This window comes from Croceicoccus sp. Ery15, assembly GCF_020985305.1.
In the GTDB taxonomy this organism is placed as follows: Bacteria; Pseudomonadota; Alphaproteobacteria; order Sphingomonadales; family Sphingomonadaceae; genus Croceicoccus.
This window is the reverse complement of record NZ_CP087588.1, coordinates 3,443,988-3,463,314: the sequence shown is the minus strand read 5'-3', so window position 1 is coordinate 3,463,314 and position 19,327 is coordinate 3,443,988. Positions and strand designations below refer to the sequence as shown.

The following is a 19,327-nucleotide window of genomic DNA, read 5'->3' as shown; positions in this document are numbered from 1 at the left end:
AATCAAGCACCTTGCGCTTGCGCAGCCGCATTGATTGCAGCCGCGGCTTCCTCCAGCTCCTCTCCGCTCGTATATCGGCCAAATCCCAGCCGTATCGTGTTTTTTGCCAGATTGGCAGGCAAACCGATCGCCTGCAAGACCCGGCTGGGCTTACCCGACCCCGATGCGCAGGCCGACCCCGCCGAAAAAGCCACATTGCGTGCCTCGCTCATCAATCGGGCGACATCCAGACCGTCTTTCCTCAGGCTCAGGTTGCCGCGCCAGCGCGCATCGGCGCTGCCGTTCAACGTCCAGCCGTCAAACAATTCGCGCGCGCGGTGCCACAGGGCTTCGACATGGGCGGCGTCTTCCTCCATCCGCTCCGTCGCCAGTTTCGCCGCCGCGCCAAAGCCCGCGATCAGCGCGGGGCTTAGCGTGCCCGAACGCAGACCATATTCCTGCCCGCCGCCGGTGATCAGCGGAGCGATCTCCACCCCCTCGCGCAGCCACAACGCGCCGATCCCCTTGGGTCCGTGCAGCTTGTGCGCGCTGATCGCGATGGCATCGGCCATGGCAATGGGGATCTTGCCCGCCGCCTGCACCGCATCGCAGACCAGAAAGGCATTCGCCCGTCTTGCCAGCTCTGCCACCTCGGCCATAGGCTGGATCGTGCCGATTTCATTATTCACCTGCATCACGGCGACGACGCCCGTTCCTTCGGGCAGCGCGTTGATGCGGGTCAGCAATCCGTCCTGCCCGACCGGCAGCACATGCCTGCCCCCCGCCAGCCTTTCGGCTGTTTCGTACACCGCGCTATGCTCGATCGCGCTGACGGCTGCGGCCTTGCCCGCGCGCGCCTGTGCATTGCCCAACAGCGCCATGTTCAGTGCCTCGGTCGCGGTGCCGGTAAAGATCACGCGCCCGCCCGCCGGAAACAGCGCGGTCACGCGTTCACGCGCCAGTTCGACCGCCGCTTCGGCCTGCCTGCCATAACGGTGCGGGCTGTGCGGATTACCGAAACCCGTGCCGCCGGGGCCATCCAGCCAGCGCAGCATCGCCTCGCGCGCTTCGGGCGCAAGCGGGGTCGTCGCCTGATAATCGAGATAGATCATGCGCCCGAACCGGCCTGCGCCGCCAGATCGCGCCAGACGGCCAGAAAGGCATCGATGTCCGCTTCCCCCGTCTCGCGCCCGATCGACACGCGGATCACCTCGCCCGCCGCCTTTTCGTCAAGGCCCAATGCCATCAGCACGCGGCTGGGCTTCAACGATCCCGACGAACAGGCGCTGCCCGCCGAAACCGCAATGCCCGCCCCGTCCAGCCGGATCAGCTGCACCATGCTTGCCAGCCCCGGCAGGCGATAGGAGCCGATTGTCGCAATTCGCGGCGAGGCAGCGGCGATCACCTCTCCGCCCGCATCGATGATCGCATCTTCAAGCCGTGCGCGCAGCCGTGCGGCCCCTGCCATCCAGTCATCGCCCGCTTCGAGCGCAGCCGCCATCGCCATCGCGCCCGCGACATTTTCCGTTCCGCCGCGATAGCCGCGTTCCTGCCCGCCAGTCGGCGCGATCAGGCCCAGATCGCGCAGCAACAGCGCGCCGATGCCCATCGGTCCGCCGAACTTGTGCGCGCTGATCACCGCCATGTCGCATGCCAGTCCAGCGGGCGGCAGCGCGATCTTGCCTGCCCCTTGCGCGCAATCGGCCAGCAACAGCCCGCCCGACGCGTGCACCGCATCATAGATCTCGGCGATAGGCTGGATGACGCCGGTTTCGTTGTTCACCTGCTGCACCGCGACCAAAGTATCGATGCAATCGCCGATAGCCGCAGGATCAACCAGACCGTCCGGCCCCACCGGCAATATTGCCGCCCCCGGCACATGGCGCGAAACAGCTTCGTGCTCCACCGCCGAAATCATCCGCCGCGCCGCGTGGCTGCGGGTCAGCGCGATTTCCAGCGCCTCGCTCGCGCCGCTGGTAAAAATCACCTCGCCGCTCCACCCCAGGGCCGTTTTCACCCGCGCCCGCGCATCTTCCAGCGCCGCCTTGGCCGCGCGGCCAGCGCGATGCGGGCTCGACGGATTGGCGTCCAGCGCCAGCCCTTCCAGCATCGCCTCGCGCGCTTGCGGCAAAAGCGGGGCGCTGGCGGCATGATCGAGATAGGTGGAATTCAGCGGGAACCTCGTCATCAGAAAGGGCGTAGCGGATCGGCACGCCATGCAAGCGCAAGATTGCGCTCTTGCAATCCCTATCTATATAGGCTGAAATTTCAGATCACACCCCTGTGGGCCGTTCGGCCCGATACAGGGCAGCAACAGGTGCCAATTCCACCGATGCCTTCCGTTATTTTTCCCGGACCCGAAGGCCGCCTCGAAGGCCGCTACCACCCCGCGCCGCGTCCGCGCGCTCCGCTGGCGCTGATCCTGCACCCGCACCCGCAGGGCGGCGGCACGATGAACGAGCGGATCACGCAGGCGCTGTACAAGGATTTCGCCGCGCGCGGCTTTGCCGTTCTACGCTTCAATTTTCGCGGCGTAGGGCGCAGCCAGGGCAGTTTCGACAATGGCATCGGCGAATTGTCCGACGCCGCCGCCGCGCTGGACTGGGTGCAGACGATCCACCCCGAAGCGCAGGTCACCTGGGTGGCGGGCGTATCGTTCGGCGCGCTGATCGGCATGCAATTGCTGATGCGCAGGCCGGAAATCCGCGGCTTCATCTCTATCGCGCCGCCCGCGAATATGTATGATTTTTCGTTCCTGGCGCCCTGCCCTGCCAGCGGTATCATCATTCAGGGCGCGGCCGATACGGTGGTGACGCCGAACGCGGTGCAAAAGCTGGTCGACAAGCTGCGCACGCAAAAGCACATCACGATCCACCATGACGAGATTCCGCGCGCGAACCATTTCTTCGAACATGAATTCGACGATCTGATGCGTTCGGTCGATAATTACCTGAATTTCCGGCTCAGCCCGGATTGCCCGATCCGCTGATCGGCGAAAGGCCCGCGTGCCATGCGCGGGCCAAAGGGCCGGCGCTGGAGCGGGTGAAGGGAATCGAACCCTCGTCGTCAGCTTGGGAAGCTGCTGCTCTACCATTGAGCTACACCCGCGAAGCCAAGCTTCAGAGCGGAGCAGGCGGTTGGCAGATTTTCGCCGGACCGTCAATCGGCATCGCAAGGGCCGCGGTCCGGTGGTGCATGATCTTCCCCTTTGCCCGTGACGGGCGGCTCGGTTAAACGCGGCCATGCCCTCTCCCTTTGCACTGATAGAGGATCTTGAAACCGGCACCGCCCGCCTGTTCGAAGGCGCGCGCGACATGCTGGCCCCTTGCGACCACGGCGATATTCCGGCCGCGTTGCAAACTCTGGAATCCCTGCGTCAGGCGGGAGAGCGGATCGCGGGCTGGATCGGCTATGACGCGGGCTTTGCGCTAGACCCGCGGCTCGCACCGCTGCGCCGTCCGTCCGCCGGGCCGCTGATGTGGATGGGCGCGTTCGACCGCGTGACCGCCATGCCGGTCGGCGATGTCGATGGCTGGCTGGCGCGGCACAGCGATGGCGGGGGCGCATTGGGCGCGATGCAGCCGGTGATAGGCCGCGATGCCTATCTCGCGCGGTTCGACAACATTATCGAGGCGATCCGCGCGGGCGACATCTATCAGGCGAACCTGACCATTGCGCTCGCCGGCATATGGCAGGGCGATCCTCTGGCGATCTATCGCGCGATCCGTCCGCGCGCAGCGGCGCGGTTCGGCGCGCTGGTTTTCGACGGGCTGCAATGGCTGCTCAGCTTCTCGCCCGAATTGTTCTTTCGCGCGCGCGGCACAGAGATCGAAACCCGCCCGATGAAGGGCACTCGCCCGCGAAGCGCCGATGCGGAAGAAGACCGCACATTTGCCAGTGATCTGGCCGCCAGCCGCAAGGACCGCGCCGAAAACCTGATGATCACCGATCTGATGCGCAACGATCTGTCGCGTCTTGCCCTGCCGGGATCGGTGCGCGTCGAGCAGCCGTTCCGTATCGAGGCCTATCCCACCGTGTTCCAGATGACGAGCACGGTACGTGCCACGCTGGCGGCCGGTTTCGATGCGGCGGCTCTGTTCGGCGCGATGTTCCCTTGCGGTTCGATCACCGGCGCGCCCAAACTGCGCGCGATGGAGATTATCGATGCGGTCGAAGGCGGGACTGACCGGGGCTGGCAGCGCGGCCCCTATTGCGGAGCGATCGGGCAGATGGACGCCGAAGGCGCCTGTTTCAACGTGGCGATCCGCACATTGCGGCTGACCATAGACGGGCGCGCGACATTCGGGGTCGGGTCGGGCATAGTGGCCGACAGCGACGGAGCGGACGAATGGCGCGAATGCCTGTCCAAGGCGCGCTTCTTGGCTGAATGATGCGCCCTATTTCGTCAGGCCCTATTTGGTCAGATTGATCTCGCGCAGCCGCTGCATCAGGAAATCGTGGCTCGACAGCGGCTCATACTGGTCCGGATGTTCCGCATCGACGCATTGCGGCAGGGTCTCGATGACGAAATCGGGCCGGAAATGCAGGAAGAACGGCATCGAAAACCGGCTGCGCCGCGATGCCGCACCCTTGGGATTGACGACGCGGTGGATGGTCGAGCGAAGCTTGTCGTTCGTCAGGCGCGACAGCATATCGCCGATATTCACTGCCAGCGCGCCCGGCGGGGGCGATACGGGAATCCATTCGCCCTGCTGCGACAGCAGTTCCAGCCCCGCCTCTTCCGCGCCCAACAGCAGAGTGATCGTATTGATATCGCCATGCGGAGCCGCACGCACCGCGCCTTCGGCATTCTCCACGGGCGGATAATGCAACAGGCGCAGCACCGAATTGCCTTGATCGACCGTGGCATCGAACCAGTCGGGTGCCAGACCCAGATGAATCGCGATGGCCGACAGGATTTTCAGCCCCGCCTTGTCAAACTCGGCATAAAGCGCCTCATACACCTCGCGGAATTCGGGAAGCTCGTCCGGCCAGACATTGGCGGGCATGAATTCGGCCAGCGGGTCGCCATCGGGCAACGTGCGCCCGACATGCCAGAACTCCTTCAGATCGGTCGTATCGTAACCCACCGCCTTTTCGGTGCGATAGGGCGTATAGCCTCGCGCGCCGCCGCCGTTTTGGATGAAATAGGCGCGCTTGGTATCTTCGGACAGGGCAAAGAATTCGCGGCTCAACCGTTCGGCCCGGGCGATCAGATCCTGATCGATGCCGTGGTCCGATATGACGGCAAAGCCGAATTCGGAAAAGCTGCGGCCCAGCTCTTGGGCCAGCGTGTCCACCGGCTGGGTCAGCGAAACATGGGCGATAGTGTCGGTCATTGGGGTGCTTGTCATGGGAGTGTCGGTCATGGGTGCGCCCTTACATCGGCAACATGAGTCCCGCCAGTGCCGCGCTCATCAGGTTCGACAGCGAACCGGCTGCCAGCGCCTTGGGCCCCAGCCGCGCGACCACGGGCCGCTGGTTGGGCGCAAGACCGCCGATCACCGCGATCTGAATGGCAATCGATGCCACATTGGCGAAACCGCAAAGCGAAAAGGTGACGATAGCGCGGCTGCGCGGGCTGAGCACGTCGGGCCCGTATCCGCCCAGTTCGATAAAGGCGACGAATTCGTTCAGCACGATCTTGGTGCCGAACAATCCGCCCGCCACCTGCGCCTCGTTCCAGGGGATGCCCAGCAGGAACATGACCGGCGAGAATATCCAGCCCAGCACCGACTGGAAGGTCAGCCCTTCGACGCCCACCAGCTCGCCCGCGCCTGACAGAAGCCCGTTGGCCAATGCCACCAGCGCCACAAAGGACAGCACCATCGCGCCCACCGCCACGGCCAGCTTCACGCCCGTTTGCGCCCCTTGCGCGGCAGCCATGATCACATTGGCGGGCTTTTCCTCGTCATCATGGGCGTCGGGAATGTCGTCGGCGGTTTCCGCCGAATCGCGCCCGCCTTCGGGCAGCAGCGCTGCCGGCCCCTCGCCGCTGCGGCGGCTTTCGGGCAAATCCACCTCGCCCTCTGCGGAGGCCGAAGGCTCCTTGGGATCGGGCATGATGATCTTGGCCATCAGAATACCGCCCGGCGCGCTCATAAACGCGGCGGCCAGCAGATAGGGCAGATATTGTTCCCCCAGCAGGCTGGCATAGGCGGCAAGGATCGTCCCCGCCACGCCCGCCATGCCTACAGCCATCAACGTGAACAGCCGCGACGGCGCCAGCCCCGCCAGATAGGGACGCACCACCAGCGGGCTTTCCGACTGTCCGACGAAGATATTGGCCGCCGCCGCCAGCGATTCGACGCGGCTGATCCCCGTGACCCAGCCGATCGCGCCGCCGACCCAGCGGATGATCAGCTGCATCACGCCCAGATAATACAGGACCGAAACAAGGCTGGCGAAAAAGATGATCACCGTCAGCGCGGCAATGGCAAAGCTATTGCCGCCGATCTCGGGGCTGGCCAGCGGACCGAAGATGAAATTCGTCCCCTCTGCCGCATAGCCCAGCAGGTTCGATACACCGCGCGCCATCGCCGCGATCACCGCCGCGCCCCATGGCGTGCGCAGCACCAGCAGCGCCATCACCGTCTGCAATGCAAATGCCGCGCCGACGATGCGAATGCTGATTCCGCGCCGGTTGTTCGACAGGCCAAAGGCGATCAGCAGGATAAGGGCGATGCCCAAAAGGCTCACGAAAGGGGTTTGCATGAAGGAGAGATACCGGCAGCAGCGGGAAAAAGGCGTTTATCCGACCCTATTGCTACAAGCTGCGCCGATGCTCAAGCAGATCGCGCCGCCAGAACCTTGATTGCCAGAACCATGATCGGGCGAACCGGTTGATTGTGGGCTATCGATTGCCGCGCGCTTCCCCCGGGCGCATTTTCCGCTAGTGTCCCGCCATGATAGAGACCGCGACCCGCGAAATCGACCTTTCGCCCCGATATCCCAAACCCCTGTTCCTTTACGCGCTGTTCTATGGCGGGATGACCTGCATCGCGGGCGTGCTGGGTGCGAAACAGGTGGCACTGGGCCCGCTGGCGGTAGAGGCGGGGATTTTTCCGTTCCTGCTGCTCGTTTCGATCTCAAGCAGCGTAGCGCAGCTTTACGGGCAAAAGACCGCGACGCAGATGGTGCGTTTCGGGTTCGTGCCGCTGGTCATGGCGATTTTCCTGACCTTTATCGTGCTGGCCCTGCCCACGGACGAGGGGATGTGGGAACCTGCAAAAGACGCGTTCCCCATCGTGCTGGGGCAAAGCTGGCGGTTGATGGCGGCGGGGATCATCGCCTATGGCATTTCCATGTCGCTGAACGTGCTGATCTTTTCGCGGCTGGCCGTGCTGGTGAAAGTGCCCATGCTGGCGCGCGGGGCGGTCGCGTCGATCATCAGCCAGGTGATCGATACGCTGATCTTCATCACGGTCGCATTTTATGGCGTGCGCCCGATCGCCGATCTGATCATGGGGCAGGCGCTGGCCAAGGTGGTGCTGTCGCTGGTGCTGGTGCCGCCGGTGATCGCGCTGCTCGTGCGCCTTGCCAAAAGGATGGAGCCGGGCGGAACGGAGCAGCACGCTTAGGCGCTGCTCCGTCGCATCCTATTTCCGGCGCATCCTTATTCCGGCGCATCCTTATTCCGGCGCATCCTTATTCCGGCGCAAACACCTTGTTCAGATAGGCGGCAAGACGCAAGCCGCCTTTTTGCAGCCGCTCTTCCATCACGCCCTTGAACTTGTAATTATATTCATATCCCAGCTTGGGATCGGCGGGGTAAAGGCTGGGCCGCACCGCCGCGCTGTCGGCGATCCACACCTGCGGATCGGGGCTGGCCCAGTCGCGCATTTCCTGCGGCGTCAGATTGCCGTTCAGCCATTCGGCATATTCGCTGTATGACAATTCCTGACTGTCGAGCAGGGCATAATCCCACAAGGCATGCAGGTTCATCGCTTTGCCGAACCATGTCACCTGCACGTCATTGCCGCCGCGATCGGTGCCATTGCCCGCGTGAAGCGGCTGCTGCAGATCGCCCACGATATGCACGATAAAGCGCAGCGCGGCCTGCTTGTCGGCAAGGCTGGCATCGGGATCGCGCAGGGTTTCGGCAAAGCCCGCCAGCGCGGTGACCGAATCGCCCTGCGGCGGCGCTTCGTGGTAATGTTCGCCGTCGGGAACGGTGACATAATGCCACGGGCTGGCCGTCTTCTGCCAGTATTCGCTGGGGTCCGAACGCATGAAATCGGGCCAGGGCCCTGCTTCCGCCAAGGTTTCCGTTCCCAGAATTTCCAGCATGGCCGCATGGGCCTGCGGCGAAAGATAGCGCTGCGCGATATCGCCCACGATACGGTGCCCGTTCGCGCCCCATGCCAGCGCGGGCTGGCTGGCGCATAGCGCGCCCGCCATGGCGGCGATGGCGCACAGGCTGCGGCGGAATGTGCGGCGGTCGATCATGCTGTGAATGCTCCTGTGCGGATGGCGTGAACCGGTTCGATGCAATGATCTGCCCCTGACCCGACCCGCGCCCGAAGGCAAGGGTCGTCCCCAGGATCGGACCACGGACACCCACCATTGCATCCCCCGCCATGCGCTTGTTATGCGACAGGACGATGGATTACGGCCCGTTTCGGGAACCGATCCGCCCCTCCGCCGCTCCCTTTCGGCAAGCAATCTCTTCCGCCAGGCAAATTTCAGGATTCCCATGGATTATGTAGCGACGATCGAAAAAGAACTGATGTCGATGGCCCAGGGGCTGGTGGCATCGCTGCCCAGCCTTGCTATCGGGCTGGTGCTGATACTGGTGACATGGCTGGCCGCCAAGATCGCCGTGCGCATCACCAACGGGCTGTCGCAGCGCGCGAACCTGCGCGAAAGCCTGCGCAATCTGATCGCCACCGTGACCCGCGTCGGCGTGTGGATCGTGGGGCTGATGATCGCCGCCACAGTCGTATTGCCCGGCCTCGAACCCGGAGGCGTGATCGCGGGCCTTGGTCTTGGCACCGTGGCCATCGGCTTTGCGTTTCAGGATATTTTCGAAAACTTCCTTGCCGGCGTCCTGATCATGCTGCGCGAGAATATGAATATCGGCGACGTGATCGAGGTTGAGGGCGTGCTGGGCAAGGTCGAGCATATCAGCCTGCGCGAAACCCATATCCGCCAGCTTTCGAACGAGTTGACGATCATGCCCAATGCTGCGCTGTTCAAGAACCCCGTTCAGATCCTGACCGACGCGCATATCCGCCGGGACGAGCTGACGGTCGGCGTTTCCTATGACACCGATCTCGACCATGCGATGGAAGTGATCCGCGGTGCGATGGACGGGATCGAGGCGATCGACACCGACAAGCCGGTCAGCGTTTTTGCATGGTCCTATGGCGCAAGCTCGGTCGATTTTCTGGTCCAGTGGTGGTCCGACGCGCGCCCGCGCGACCGGCGCGAGACGAAAAGCGATGTCGTCCGCTCGATCAAGAAGGCACTGGATGCTGCGGGCATCGAAATCCCCTTCCCCTATGTCACCCACACGTTCAAGGAAGCGGTCCCGATTGCCAAACCCGCAGAGTAGGACCCGATGGACGACAATATCCGCGACCGGCTGATCGCATTGGCGCGCGAGGCAGCGGCCAAGGCGCACGCCCCCTATTCGCGCTTTCACGTCGGCTGCGCGGTCATGGCCGAGGATGGCTCGGTCGTGACCGGCGCGAATATGGAAAACGCCTGTTACCGGCTGGGCCTGTGCGCCGAACAATCGGCGCTGACCGCCGCGCAGCACGCATTCGGCCTTGCACGGATTACCCATGTCGCGGTGGCCGGCGGACCGAAGGCGGGCGGCACAATCGCGGGGGAGGACATTATCACCCCCTGCGGCGGCTGCCGTCAGGCCATTGCCGAGGCGGCCTCTCTGTCAAGGCGCGACATCGTGGTCATCTCGGCCAGCGCCACAGGCGACGAGGTGCTGGAAATGACGATCTCGCAACTCCTCCCCGCCGGATTCGGCGCGGATGTGCTGCCGGATTAGGCCCGTTCAGGCGATGCGGCGTTCGGCGCGTTGATCCAGCAGCGCATTGGCTTCCAATGCGCCCATGGGGCGGCCGAACAGAAAGCCCTGAATCTTCGAACAGCCAAGCTGGCGGATACGCTCCAGCTCGCGCTCGCTCTCGACGCCTTCCGCCGTCGTTTCCATGCCCAGTGCATCGCACATGGCGACCACGGCGCGGATGATGGCCAGCGATTCGGGACTATCCTTGGCCGCGCCCTGCACAAAGCTGCGGTCGATCTTGATCGTGCTGAAGCGGTTGTTGCGCAGATAGCCCAGCGACGAATAGCCGGTGCCGAAATCGTCGAGCGCCACCTTGCAGCCCAGCGACTGGATCTGGTTCAGCGTCGACTGCGCCGCCCCGCCATCGCGCAGGAAGATCGATTCGGTCACTTCCAGTTCCAGCCGTTCGGGCGACAGACCACTGGCGGCGAGGGCCGAAACAACCGTGCTGGCGAAATTGGCGTCCAGCATCTGTTCGGCCGAAACGTTCACCGCCACCTTCACATGGCCGGGCCAATGCGCCGCCTCGTCACAGGCGCGGCGCAGGGCCCATTCGCCGATGGGCACGATCAGGCGCGTATCCTCGGCAATGGGGATGAACTTGGCAGGCGACACGCGGCCAAATTCCACACTGTTCCAGCGCATCAGCGCCTCGAAGCTCAGGATCTCCTCGGTCACCGCATCGACCACGGGCTGGAAATTCAGCTCAAGCTCGTCCCGCTCCAGCGCGTGGCGCAGCGCGAATTCCAGCTTGCGGCGTTCTTCGGCATGGGCGTGCATTTGCGGCTCATAGGCGAAATGGCTGCCGCCGCCCTCGTCCTTCGACCGGTAAAGCGCCAGATCGGCGTTGCGCATCAGCGTTTCCACCGTGCGCGCATCGCGCGGCCCCACGGCAGACCCCACCGACGCGCCGACGTAAAGCGTGTGGTGATCGACGTCATAGGGCTTGGACAGCACATCGATGATCGCGTGCGACATGCGGTCCACCGCCTCGCGGTCGTTCACATCGGCCATCACCACGGCAAATTCGTCGCCGCCCAGACGGCCGCAAGTGTCATGCTGCCCCATCAGCACCCGCAGGCGGCGCGACACCTGTGCCAGCAGCTTGTCGCCGATCTGGTGCCCCAAAGTATCGTTGACCGCCTTGAACCGGTCGAGGTCGATCATCAGAAACGCACAGCGCGTGCGCCATTGTTCGGCGCGTTGCAGCGCGGTGCCCAGCGCCTCGGTCAGCATCATGCGGTTGGGCAGGCCGGTCAGCTGGTCGTAACGGGCCAGCTGCGCGATTTTCTCGGCGCTTTCGCGCTGTTCGGTCACGTCGGAACCCACACCGCGAAAACCGGCGAACTGTCCGTGCTCGTCATGCTTGGGAGTGCCCGACAATTCCCACCAGCGGGTGCGGCCGTTCATCGACACGCGCACCATCATGTTGGAAAAACTCTCGCGCCGCTTCAGCCGCTCGGCCAGATCGCGCAGCGATGACGGCAGCGCGCCTGTATCCCAGCCCTCGCCCGCGATCAGGCGCAGCAGCGGTTCGCCATCGGCCTCGCGCGGTTCCAGCCCAAGCGCATGGGCGAAACGGGGCGAAACCCCGCGCACGCGGCGCGATGCATCGACCTGCCACAGCCAGTCGGCCGAGTTTTCCTCGAACTCGTGCAGCAGCAGCGACACAGTTTCCTGCTTTTCGGCCAGATTTGCCTCTGTCAGGCGCAGGCGCAGATAGAGGCGCGACAGGGACATGGCCCCCGCCGCGACGACGACGCCAAAGGCGATCTGCGCGACCGTGCCCGCGAAATCGCCAGCCAGCACCATCGAAATCGCACCGGCCACGCCGAAAATCGCGATAAACACCATCGCAGCGATCGGCACAGCGGACAGCGCCAGCACGAACACGCCGATCAGCAGCGCCATGACCGCATATTGCGGTGCATTGCCGCTGGCCATCGCATCGGGAAACGCCAGCATCGGCCCCGCCCACAACAGGCCCGCAATGCTGACCACCGCCAGATGGGTGCGTTGCTCCTCTGCGGCGAGCTGGCGGCGTTCGGCGTCGATAAAGCCCCGCTCCATCCGCAGCATGGCCGCCGCGATCAGCACGACCAGCAGGAACCAGCCGCCTGCCAGCAACAGGCCCGAGCTGTCGATCCAGAACGTGATCGCGGGAACCGCCGCGCCCACTAAAACCGCGAAGCGCAGGAACGCCGTGCGCGCCAAGGCCGCATATTGCAGGCCCAGAAGCTTGGGGGTAGCCGGGGCGGCAAGCCCCATGCGCTTCAACAATCCGCCGCCCAGCGCGCCATTGCGCGCCACACCCGATTCGGGTTGAGCGGGAACAGGCCGGTCATCGGCCACGGGAGGCCCATTACGGGCGTTTTTCCGAGCAAGCGCGAACATAGGTGGCAAACTAAGCCGGGCTTGGTAAGCTTTTCGTTAATGCCCGCTGTCACAGCCCCGCTATTATCGCGGCGTAGTGGTACATTGTATTGCAGCGCAACAATAATACTCGACGCCGGTTACAGTACGCGTATGGTTGGTTACATCTTGGCCGATACCGCGCTCTCCCTCCTCCCCTATTTCGCGCTGCTTGCGGCGGGGCTTGGTGCCGGTTTCGCGGGGGGGCTGTTCGGCATCGGTGGCGGGTTCGTCGTGGTGCCCGCGCTGACGCTGATTCTGCCGATGCTCGGTACGTCGTCCGATCAGGTGATGCATGTGGCCATCGGCACATCGCTGGCGACGATCATCTTCACATCGCTGCGATCGGTGCAATCGCATGGCAAACGCGGGGCAGTCGACGTGCCCTTTATCAAGGGCTGGGCGCCGTGGATCGTGGCGGGAACGGTGCTGGGCACGTTGATCGCCGATTTCGCATCCAGCGCAACGCTGGCGCTGATCTTCGGCGGGGGCGTTCTGGCCTTTGCCGCCTATTTCCTGTTGCCCGTCCGGCCCGAACGCCAGCAACTGGCGCGCGCCATGCCCACTGGCGCGACCCGCGCGGGGCTGGCGGGATTCCTTGGCCTGATCTCCGCGCTGCTGGGTATCGGCGGGGGCACGATCACGACACTGACGATGACAAGCTGCGGCGCGCCCATCCACCGCGCCATCGGCACGGCATCGGGCATTGGCGCGATCATCGCTATCCCCGCAGCCATCGGCTATGCCATCACCGGTTTCGGAGAGGCCGGACTGCCGCCGCTGTCGATCGGCCATGTCAGCCTGCCCGCCGCCATCGCCATCATCGCCACCGCCATGACCAGCGCGCCGCTGGGCGTTGCCGCCGCGCACAGGCTCAGCCCCGCCTTGTTGCGGCGGGTATTCGGGATCTATCTGGCGGTCGTGGGCGTCACCATGATCATGAAAGCATGATTTTTAACGGGAGAGTACCGATGCGCCGATCGCTGTTGCCTTTGCTTGCCGCCGCCACGGGCCTTGCCGGTACGCTGGTTGCCCCGCCGCCTGCCATGGCCGACACGCTGGTCGATGTGGTCAGCGAACGGGTGGACGACACCGTGCCCATGCCCCTGTTCAAGGCCGATGCATCATGGCCGCGCCTGCCCGATGACATGATCCTTGGCCAGTCGCCCGGGCTGTCGGTCGATGCGCAGGATCATATCTGGGTGCTGACGCGCCCCAATTCGCTCGACCAGACCGAATCGGGCCTTGCACAGGACCCGCCCATCGCGGTCGCCTGCTGCAACCTGCCGCCGCATGTGCTGCGCTTTGATCAGGACGGGAACCTGCTGTCGGGCTGGGGCGGCCCCGATCTCGCCCCCGGCGAAGGAGAGGGGGAACAATGGCCCGCCAATGTTCATGGCCTGTATGTCGACGACAAGGGCACGGTATGGATCGGCGGCAATGGCGACGGCGATCACGTGGTGATGAACTTTACCGCCGACGGCAAATATATCCGCCATTTCGGCACGCGCGGGCAAACCGGCGGTAACGAATCGCGCACCAGCCTTGGCAATCCCGCCGATATCGCCGCCAATGCGGATTCGGTGCTGGTCGCCGACGGCTATATTAACAAACGTATCGTGGAACTGGCCGGCACCGATCTGGCAATGACGCATCTGTTCGGCGCCTATGGCGAAGTGCCCGGCGGCGGCACGCGGGACGAACCATTCGACCAGAGCCAGGCGAGCAGCACCGCCGACGGCGGCGCCAATCCGGAGGCGAAAATCTTCGGCGATATCGTGCACTGCGTCGTGCGAGGGCCCGACAGCACGATCTATGTCTGCGACCGGCGCAACAACCGGCTGCAGCTGTTCCGCGAAACCGCGGACGGGGCCGAATTCCTGCAGGATATCGTGATCGCACCCGGCACCGGCGGCACGCGTTCGGCCAGCGATGTCGCGTTCAGCCCCGATGGAACCTATGTCTATGTCGCCGACATGATGAACGGCCGCGTCTGGGTGCTGCTGCGCGAAACGCATGAAGTCGTCGGCAGCTTTGGTCGCAACGGACGCTATCCGGGGCAGTTCATCTGGCTGCACAGTGTCGATGTCGACAGCCACGGCAATGTATATACTACCGAAGTGGGCAGCGGCCGCCGCGTACAGCGTTTTGTGTTTCAGGGCCTGTCGAAGTAATCGCGAACAGGACGCATGCCGGTCAATCGTCGACCGGCGTGCCCCCCGCGCCTTCGATCTCGCTTCCGTTCACCTCGAACCCGCCGCCCAGCGCGACGTAAAGCGTGGCCCCGTTCTGCAACAGGGCTCGGCGGGTGGTGATCAGATCCTGCTGCGCGCTGAACAGGGACCGTTCGGCGTCCAGCACTTCCAGATAATCGGTCACCCCTTCGCGGTAACGCAGGGTCGAAATGCGGTCGATCTCTTCCTGCGCGGCGACGGTGCGTTCCAACACCGCGACCTGTTCGGTCAGCCAGCGGCGACCGGCCAGCGCATCGGACACTTCGCGGAATGCCGTCTGCACCGCCATGTCGTAATTGGCGACTTCCTCGACCTCCAGTGCCTTGGCGTAATCCAGATCGCCTTCCCGCGCGCCCCAGTCAAAGATCGGCAGGCTGATCGACGGACCCGCGCTCCATGCGAAGATCCCCTCGTCGAACAGGCCGCCCAGCGTTTCCGACGCGAAACCGGCATTGCCCGTCAGCGAGATCGTCGGAAAGAACGCCGCCCGCGCGGCGCCGATATTGGCACGCGCTGCGCGCAGGTTTTCCTCTGCCGCGACGACATCGGGCCGCGCCAGCAACATCTCGGACGGCAGACCGGGATCGAGCCGCATGCCATTGCCCTGCTCTTCCAGCGCCAGACCTTCGGGCAGATCGTCGGGGATGCGCCCGCCGACCAGTACGGCCAGCTGGTTGCGCAATTGCGCCTCGGCCAGTCGCTGGCTGGCCAATTGCTGCTGGGCCGCGGTCAACAGCGTTTCGGCCTGCCGCATCGGCAGCGCCGAAGTCACCCCGATGTCGAGGCGGCGTTTGGCAATAATCAGCGAATCGCTGCGGCTGCTGACGGTGGCGATGGCCAGTTCCACCTGATCCTGCGTTTCCAGCAGTTCGTAATAGGTGGTGGCGACATCGGCGATCAGCGAGAGATAAAAGGCCCGCTGCGCCGCGACGCTCGACAAATATTGCGCGCGCGACGCATCGCTGAGGTTCCTGACCCGCCCCCAGAAGTCCAGTTCGAACGCGCTGACGCCGACGCCGACCTGAAAATTATCGACCGTGATCGCACTCGTATCGCCGCTGGCACCGGCGATGGCGCCGGTCAAAGGCGTGCGGGTGCGCGTGGCATCGGCGCTGGCGACCACGCTGGGCAGGCGGCGGCTGTCCTGGATGCGATATTGCGCGCGCGCCTGTTCGATCCGCGCGGTGGCGGCGACAAGATCGCGGTTGTTGCGCAGCGCCGCACCGATCAGCGCATCGAGGCGCGGGTCGGCGAACCAGTCGCGATAGGACAGGCTGGTCGCGACCACCGTGCCGTCGGGCCCGTATTCGGGATCGAACGCGGGCGCGGTCGACAATTCGGGCGTGACATGATCGGGCGCCATATTGATGCAGCCCGGCAAGACCAGCACCATGGCGATCGCCGCCAGCGGAGCGGTGTGACGCATGCTCATCGTGCTGCCTCCCCGTCGGGCGCTTCGGCCGGTTCGTCCATGTGCCCCGCGGCCGACGGCTGCCTGCGGCTGAGATAGGTGCGCGTCATCAGATAGAGCAGCGGGATCACGAAAATGCCCAGCACGGTCGCGGCGATCATCCCGCCCATCACGCCCGTGCCCACCGCGATCCGGCTGGCCGCGCCCGCACCGCTGGCCAGAACCAGCGGCACCATGCCAAGGATAAAGGCAAGCGAGGTCATGATGATCGGACGCAGGCGCAATCGCGCCGCTGTCTTCACCGCTTCCAGCGGAGACAATCCGCGCTCCTCTTCCTCGATCGCGAATTCGACGATCAGGATCGCGTTCTTCGCGGCAAGGCCGATGATGGTGATCAGGCCGACGTTGAAATAGACGTCCGCCGAAAGCCCGCGCAGCATCGAAAACAGCACCGCGCCCAGCACGCCCATCGGCACAACCAGCAATACCGACAGCGGCACCGCCCAGCTTTCGTACAATGCCGCCAGCACAAGGAAGACGACGATCACCGACAGGCCCAGCAACAGGCCGATCTGCCCGCCCGCCTGCTTCTCTTCATAGCTGAGGCCGGTCCATTCATAACTGATGCCCGCCGGCAGTTGCGATGCCAGCTGTTCCATTTCGGCCAGCGCATCGCCCGACGATTTTCCCGGTGCCGCCGTTCCCGACAGGGTCATTGCAGGATAGCCGTTATAGCGACCGAGGCTGGGCGGCGCCGCCGACCATTCGGCCGTGGCGAAAGAGCTGAAAGGCACCAGCTCGCCGCTGTCGTTGGGAATGCGCAGCGACATCACATCCTCGGGCGTCATGCGATAGGGCGCATCGGCCTGCACCATCACGCGCAGTACACGGCCCTGATAGGTGAAATCGTTCACATAGGCAGAGCCATTATTGATCGACAGCGCATTGTTCACATCGGTAATCGAAAGGCCCAGCGCGCGCGCCTGCACACGGTCGACCGTCAGTTCCAGCGCGGGCGATGGCGGCTGGTCCTCGGGCCGCAGATTGGCAATGAGGTCGCTCTGGCTTGCCATGCCCATCAGCTGATTGCGCGCATTGGTCAGCGCCTCGCGCCCCAATCCGCCACGATCCTGCAGCTTCATGGTGAAACCGCTGGCCTGACCCAAAGACTGGATTGAAGGGGGCTGTATCGGAAAGGCCAACGCATTGTCGATACCTGCAAAAGCCTGCCCTGCACGACCCAGAATGGCGCTTGCGCCGCTTTCGGGCGCGGTCCGCTCTTCCCAGGGTTCAAAGGACGAGAACATCATGGCTGCATTTTGCCCGCGCCCGAAAAAGCTGAAACCGCGCAGTACGACCAGATCTTCGACTTCGTTCTGCGAACTCCAAAATTCCTCGATCGGAGCCAGCGCCTCGTCAGTTCGGGCCATGGTCGCGCCTGCCGGGGTCTGAACCACGGTAATCAGATAGCCCTGATCCTCATCCGGCAAAAACGAAGTGGGCAAACGGGTGAATAGAAATGCGGTGAACACGCCTAGCATCAGGAATACGGCCAGCCCGCGCATCGGACGCGACAGAATACGCTCGTTCCCGCGCGCATATTTCTCGGTCATGCGCGCGAACCAGCGGTTAAAGCCTGCGAACAGACGGGCTGCGCGATATTGCAGCTTTGCCAGCATGCCGCGCCAGCCCGGCTCTTCCATGGCGGCGGGCGGAACCGGCTCCCCATGCCCATGTTCGTCCCCGTCGCCCTGTTCGATGGGCTTCAGGAAATTGGCGCAGAGCGCAGGCGTCAATGTCAGCGCCAGCAGCGCCGAGAAGAAGATTGAAACCGACAGGGTAAGCGAGAACTGACGATAGATGCCGCCTGTCGATCCCGGAAAGAACGCCATCGGTACAAACACAGCTATCAAGACAAGCGTGATGCCGATGATCGCGCCGGTGATCTGGTCCATCGCCTTACGCGTCGCTTCAAGCGGAGGCAGGCCCTCCTCGCGCATGATGCGCTCGACATTTTCGATCACCACAATGGCGTCATCGACCAGAATGCCGATCGCCAGCACCATGGCAAACAGGGACAGCACGTTGATAGAAAATCCGAAAACCCACAGGCCAAGGCAGGCACCCATCAGCGCGATCGGCACAACCAGCGTGGGGATGATCGTTGCGCGCCAGCTTTGCAGGAACAGGAACATGACCAGGAAGACCAGCGCCATCGCCTCGATCAGGGTCTTGATCACTTCCTCGACCGAAATCTCGACAAAGGGCGTGGTGTCGTAGGGAACCGACCATTCGACATCCGTCGGCAGGGTTCCTGAAAGCTCTTCCATCCGCTCGCGGACGCCTTCGGCGGTAGCCAGTGCATTGGCGCCGGTGGCCAGTTGCACCGCCATGCCGGCCATGGGGCTGCCGTTGAGACTGGCGGCAAAGCCATAGCTTTCCGCCCCCAGTTCGACACGGGCCACATCAGCCAGCCGTACGGTGGCTCCGCCGGTTTCAGCGCGCAGGATGATCTGGCGGAATTCCGCGGCCGAGCTGAAACGACCCTGCGTGGTAATTGTCGCGGTCAGCTGCTGGTCGTCCACGAACGGCTGCGCGCCCAGCGAACCGCCTGCGGTTTGGCTGTTCTGTTCCTGAATCGCGGCCAGCACGGCGGTGGGCGACAGATTATAAGAAGCCAGCTTGTCGGGATCGAGCCAAATGCGCATTGCATAGGCCGAACCGAACAGGGTGACATCGCCCACGCCCTGAACGCGGCGCAGTTCGTCCAGCACCTGATTGGTCGCGATATTGCCAAGGCCGACCGCGTCCAGTTGACCGGTTTTCGACGTAAGACCCAAAATCATCAAAAAGCCGGCATTCGCCTGACGGACCTGAATGCCCTGCTGGCGGACCTGTTCGGGCAGGCGCGCTTCCACCGTCGACAGGCGGTTCTGCACCTCGGTCTGAGCGATATCGATATCGGTCCCCGCCTCGAAAGTCAGCGTGATCGACGCCGTACCCGACGAGGTGCTGGACGAGTTCATATAGAGGAAACCCTCCACACCGTTCAGCGATTGCTCGATCACCTGCGTGACGTTTTCCTCCAGCGTCTCGGCATCCGCGCCCGGATAGGCGACTTCGATGCTGAGCGAGGGCGGGGCAACTTCCGGATATTGCTCAATCGGAAGACCGCGCAACGCGATGAAGCCCGCCAGCAGGATGCCGAGCGAGATCACCCAGGCGAATATCGGCCTGTCGATAAAATAGCGTGCCATGGAA

15 protein-coding genes and 1 tRNA gene are annotated in these 19,327 nt (G+C 64.0%); 7 read left to right on the top strand and 9 right to left on the bottom strand.

What is annotated here, in order from left to right; translation table 11 throughout:
- Positions 1-2: 2 nt before the first annotated feature.
- Together LOZ77_RS16870 and LOZ77_RS16865 are read right to left on the bottom strand one after the other, a co-directional pair.
- Complete coding sequence (locus LOZ77_RS16870) at positions 3-1,091, bottom strand: cysteine desulfurase family protein (RefSeq protein WP_230280097.1); 1,089 nt, start codon at positions 1,089-1,091, stop codon at positions 3-5.
- Entirely contained in the window at positions 1,088-2,167 is a 1,080-nt protein-coding gene (locus LOZ77_RS16865; protein ID WP_230280096.1) for a cysteine desulfurase family protein, read from the bottom strand. The genes LOZ77_RS16870 and LOZ77_RS16865 overlap by 4 nt, the downstream gene beginning before the upstream one ends.
- A gap of 144 nt (positions 2,168-2,311) precedes the next feature.
- On the opposite strand from LOZ77_RS16865, the gene LOZ77_RS16860 reads away from it, so the two are divergent.
- Positions 2,312-2,968 (top strand): alpha/beta hydrolase, encoded by a 657-nt coding sequence (locus tag LOZ77_RS16860; RefSeq protein ID WP_230280095.1) that lies wholly within the window; start codon positions 2,312-2,314, stop codon positions 2,966-2,968.
- A 45-nt stretch (positions 2,969-3,013) separates the two neighbouring features.
- On the opposite strand, the gene LOZ77_RS16855 is transcribed toward LOZ77_RS16860, so the two are convergent.
- A tRNA-Gly gene (locus LOZ77_RS16855) sits at positions 3,014-3,087 on the bottom strand.
- A gap of 134 nt (positions 3,088-3,221) precedes the next feature.
- Between LOZ77_RS16855 and pabB the strand changes: the two genes are divergently transcribed.
- Positions 3,222-4,370, top strand: coding sequence for an aminodeoxychorismate synthase component I (gene pabB, locus LOZ77_RS16850; RefSeq protein WP_230280094.1), 1,149 nt, complete (start codon positions 3,222-3,224; stop codon positions 4,368-4,370).
- Between the two features lie 21 nt (positions 4,371-4,391).
- On the opposite strand, the gene LOZ77_RS16845 is transcribed toward pabB, so the two are convergent.
- Both LOZ77_RS16845 and LOZ77_RS16840 read right to left on the bottom strand, forming a co-directional pair.
- Positions 4,392-5,318 (bottom strand): isopenicillin N synthase family oxygenase, encoded by a 927-nt coding sequence (locus LOZ77_RS16845; RefSeq protein WP_230281919.1) that lies wholly within the window; start codon positions 5,316-5,318, stop codon positions 4,392-4,394.
- 40 nt (positions 5,319-5,358) lie between these two features.
- Positions 5,359-6,693: a NupC/NupG family nucleoside CNT transporter gene (locus tag LOZ77_RS16840; RefSeq protein WP_230280093.1), complete on the bottom strand. Its 1,335-nt coding sequence runs from the start codon at positions 6,691-6,693 to the stop codon at positions 5,359-5,361.
- 191 nt (positions 6,694-6,884) lie between these two features.
- On the opposite strand from LOZ77_RS16840, the gene LOZ77_RS16835 reads away from it, so the two are divergent.
- The gene (locus tag LOZ77_RS16835; protein WP_230280092.1) at positions 6,885-7,559 is read left to right on the top strand and encodes a queuosine precursor transporter; all 675 of its coding nucleotides are present in this window, start codon (positions 6,885-6,887) and stop codon (positions 7,557-7,559) included.
- Between the two features lie 67 nt (positions 7,560-7,626).
- Here the strand turns inward: LOZ77_RS16835 and LOZ77_RS16830 are convergent, their stop codons facing one another.
- The gene (locus tag LOZ77_RS16830; protein ID WP_230280091.1) at positions 7,627-8,427 is read right to left on the bottom strand and encodes a S1/P1 nuclease; all 801 of its coding nucleotides are present in this window, start codon (positions 8,425-8,427) and stop codon (positions 7,627-7,629) included.
- A 247-nt stretch (positions 8,428-8,674) separates the two neighbouring features.
- On the opposite strand from LOZ77_RS16830, the gene LOZ77_RS16825 reads away from it, so the two are divergent.
- Both LOZ77_RS16825 and LOZ77_RS16820 read left to right on the top strand, forming a co-directional pair.
- Positions 8,675-9,535, top strand: a complete 861-nt coding sequence (locus LOZ77_RS16825) for a mechanosensitive ion channel family protein (RefSeq protein ID WP_230280090.1) — start codon at positions 8,675-8,677, stop codon at positions 9,533-9,535.
- A 6-nt stretch (positions 9,536-9,541) separates the two neighbouring features.
- The gene (locus LOZ77_RS16820) at positions 9,542-9,988 is read left to right on the top strand and encodes a cytidine deaminase (protein ID WP_230280089.1); all 447 of its coding nucleotides are present in this window, start codon (positions 9,542-9,544) and stop codon (positions 9,986-9,988) included.
- A 6-nt stretch (positions 9,989-9,994) separates the two neighbouring features.
- Here the strand turns inward: LOZ77_RS16820 and LOZ77_RS16815 are convergent, their stop codons facing one another.
- A complete protein-coding gene (locus tag LOZ77_RS16815; RefSeq protein ID WP_370638033.1) occupies positions 9,995-12,361 on the bottom strand; it encodes a putative bifunctional diguanylate cyclase/phosphodiesterase in 2,367 nt (788 codons plus the stop codon).
- Between the two features lie 186 nt (positions 12,362-12,547).
- Here LOZ77_RS16815 and LOZ77_RS16810 point away from each other — a divergent pair, with 186 nt between their 5' ends.
- Complete coding sequence (locus LOZ77_RS16810) at positions 12,548-13,372, top strand: sulfite exporter TauE/SafE family protein (protein ID WP_370638090.1); 825 nt, start codon at positions 12,548-12,550, stop codon at positions 13,370-13,372.
- 20 nt (positions 13,373-13,392) lie between these two features.
- Positions 13,393-14,595: a hypothetical protein gene (locus LOZ77_RS16805; protein WP_230280087.1), complete on the top strand. Its 1,203-nt coding sequence runs from the start codon at positions 13,393-13,395 to the stop codon at positions 14,593-14,595.
- Between the two features lie 22 nt (positions 14,596-14,617).
- On the opposite strand, the gene LOZ77_RS16800 is transcribed toward LOZ77_RS16805, so the two are convergent.
- Together LOZ77_RS16800 and LOZ77_RS16795 are read right to left on the bottom strand one after the other, a co-directional pair.
- Positions 14,618-16,087, bottom strand: a complete 1,470-nt coding sequence (locus tag LOZ77_RS16800) for an efflux transporter outer membrane subunit (RefSeq protein WP_230280086.1) — start codon at positions 16,085-16,087, stop codon at positions 14,618-14,620.
- Positions 16,084-19,323: an efflux RND transporter permease subunit gene (locus LOZ77_RS16795; protein WP_230280085.1), complete on the bottom strand. Its 3,240-nt coding sequence runs from the start codon at positions 19,321-19,323 to the stop codon at positions 16,084-16,086. The genes LOZ77_RS16800 and LOZ77_RS16795 overlap by 4 nt, the downstream gene beginning before the upstream one ends.
- Positions 19,324-19,327: the final 4 nt, after the last annotated feature.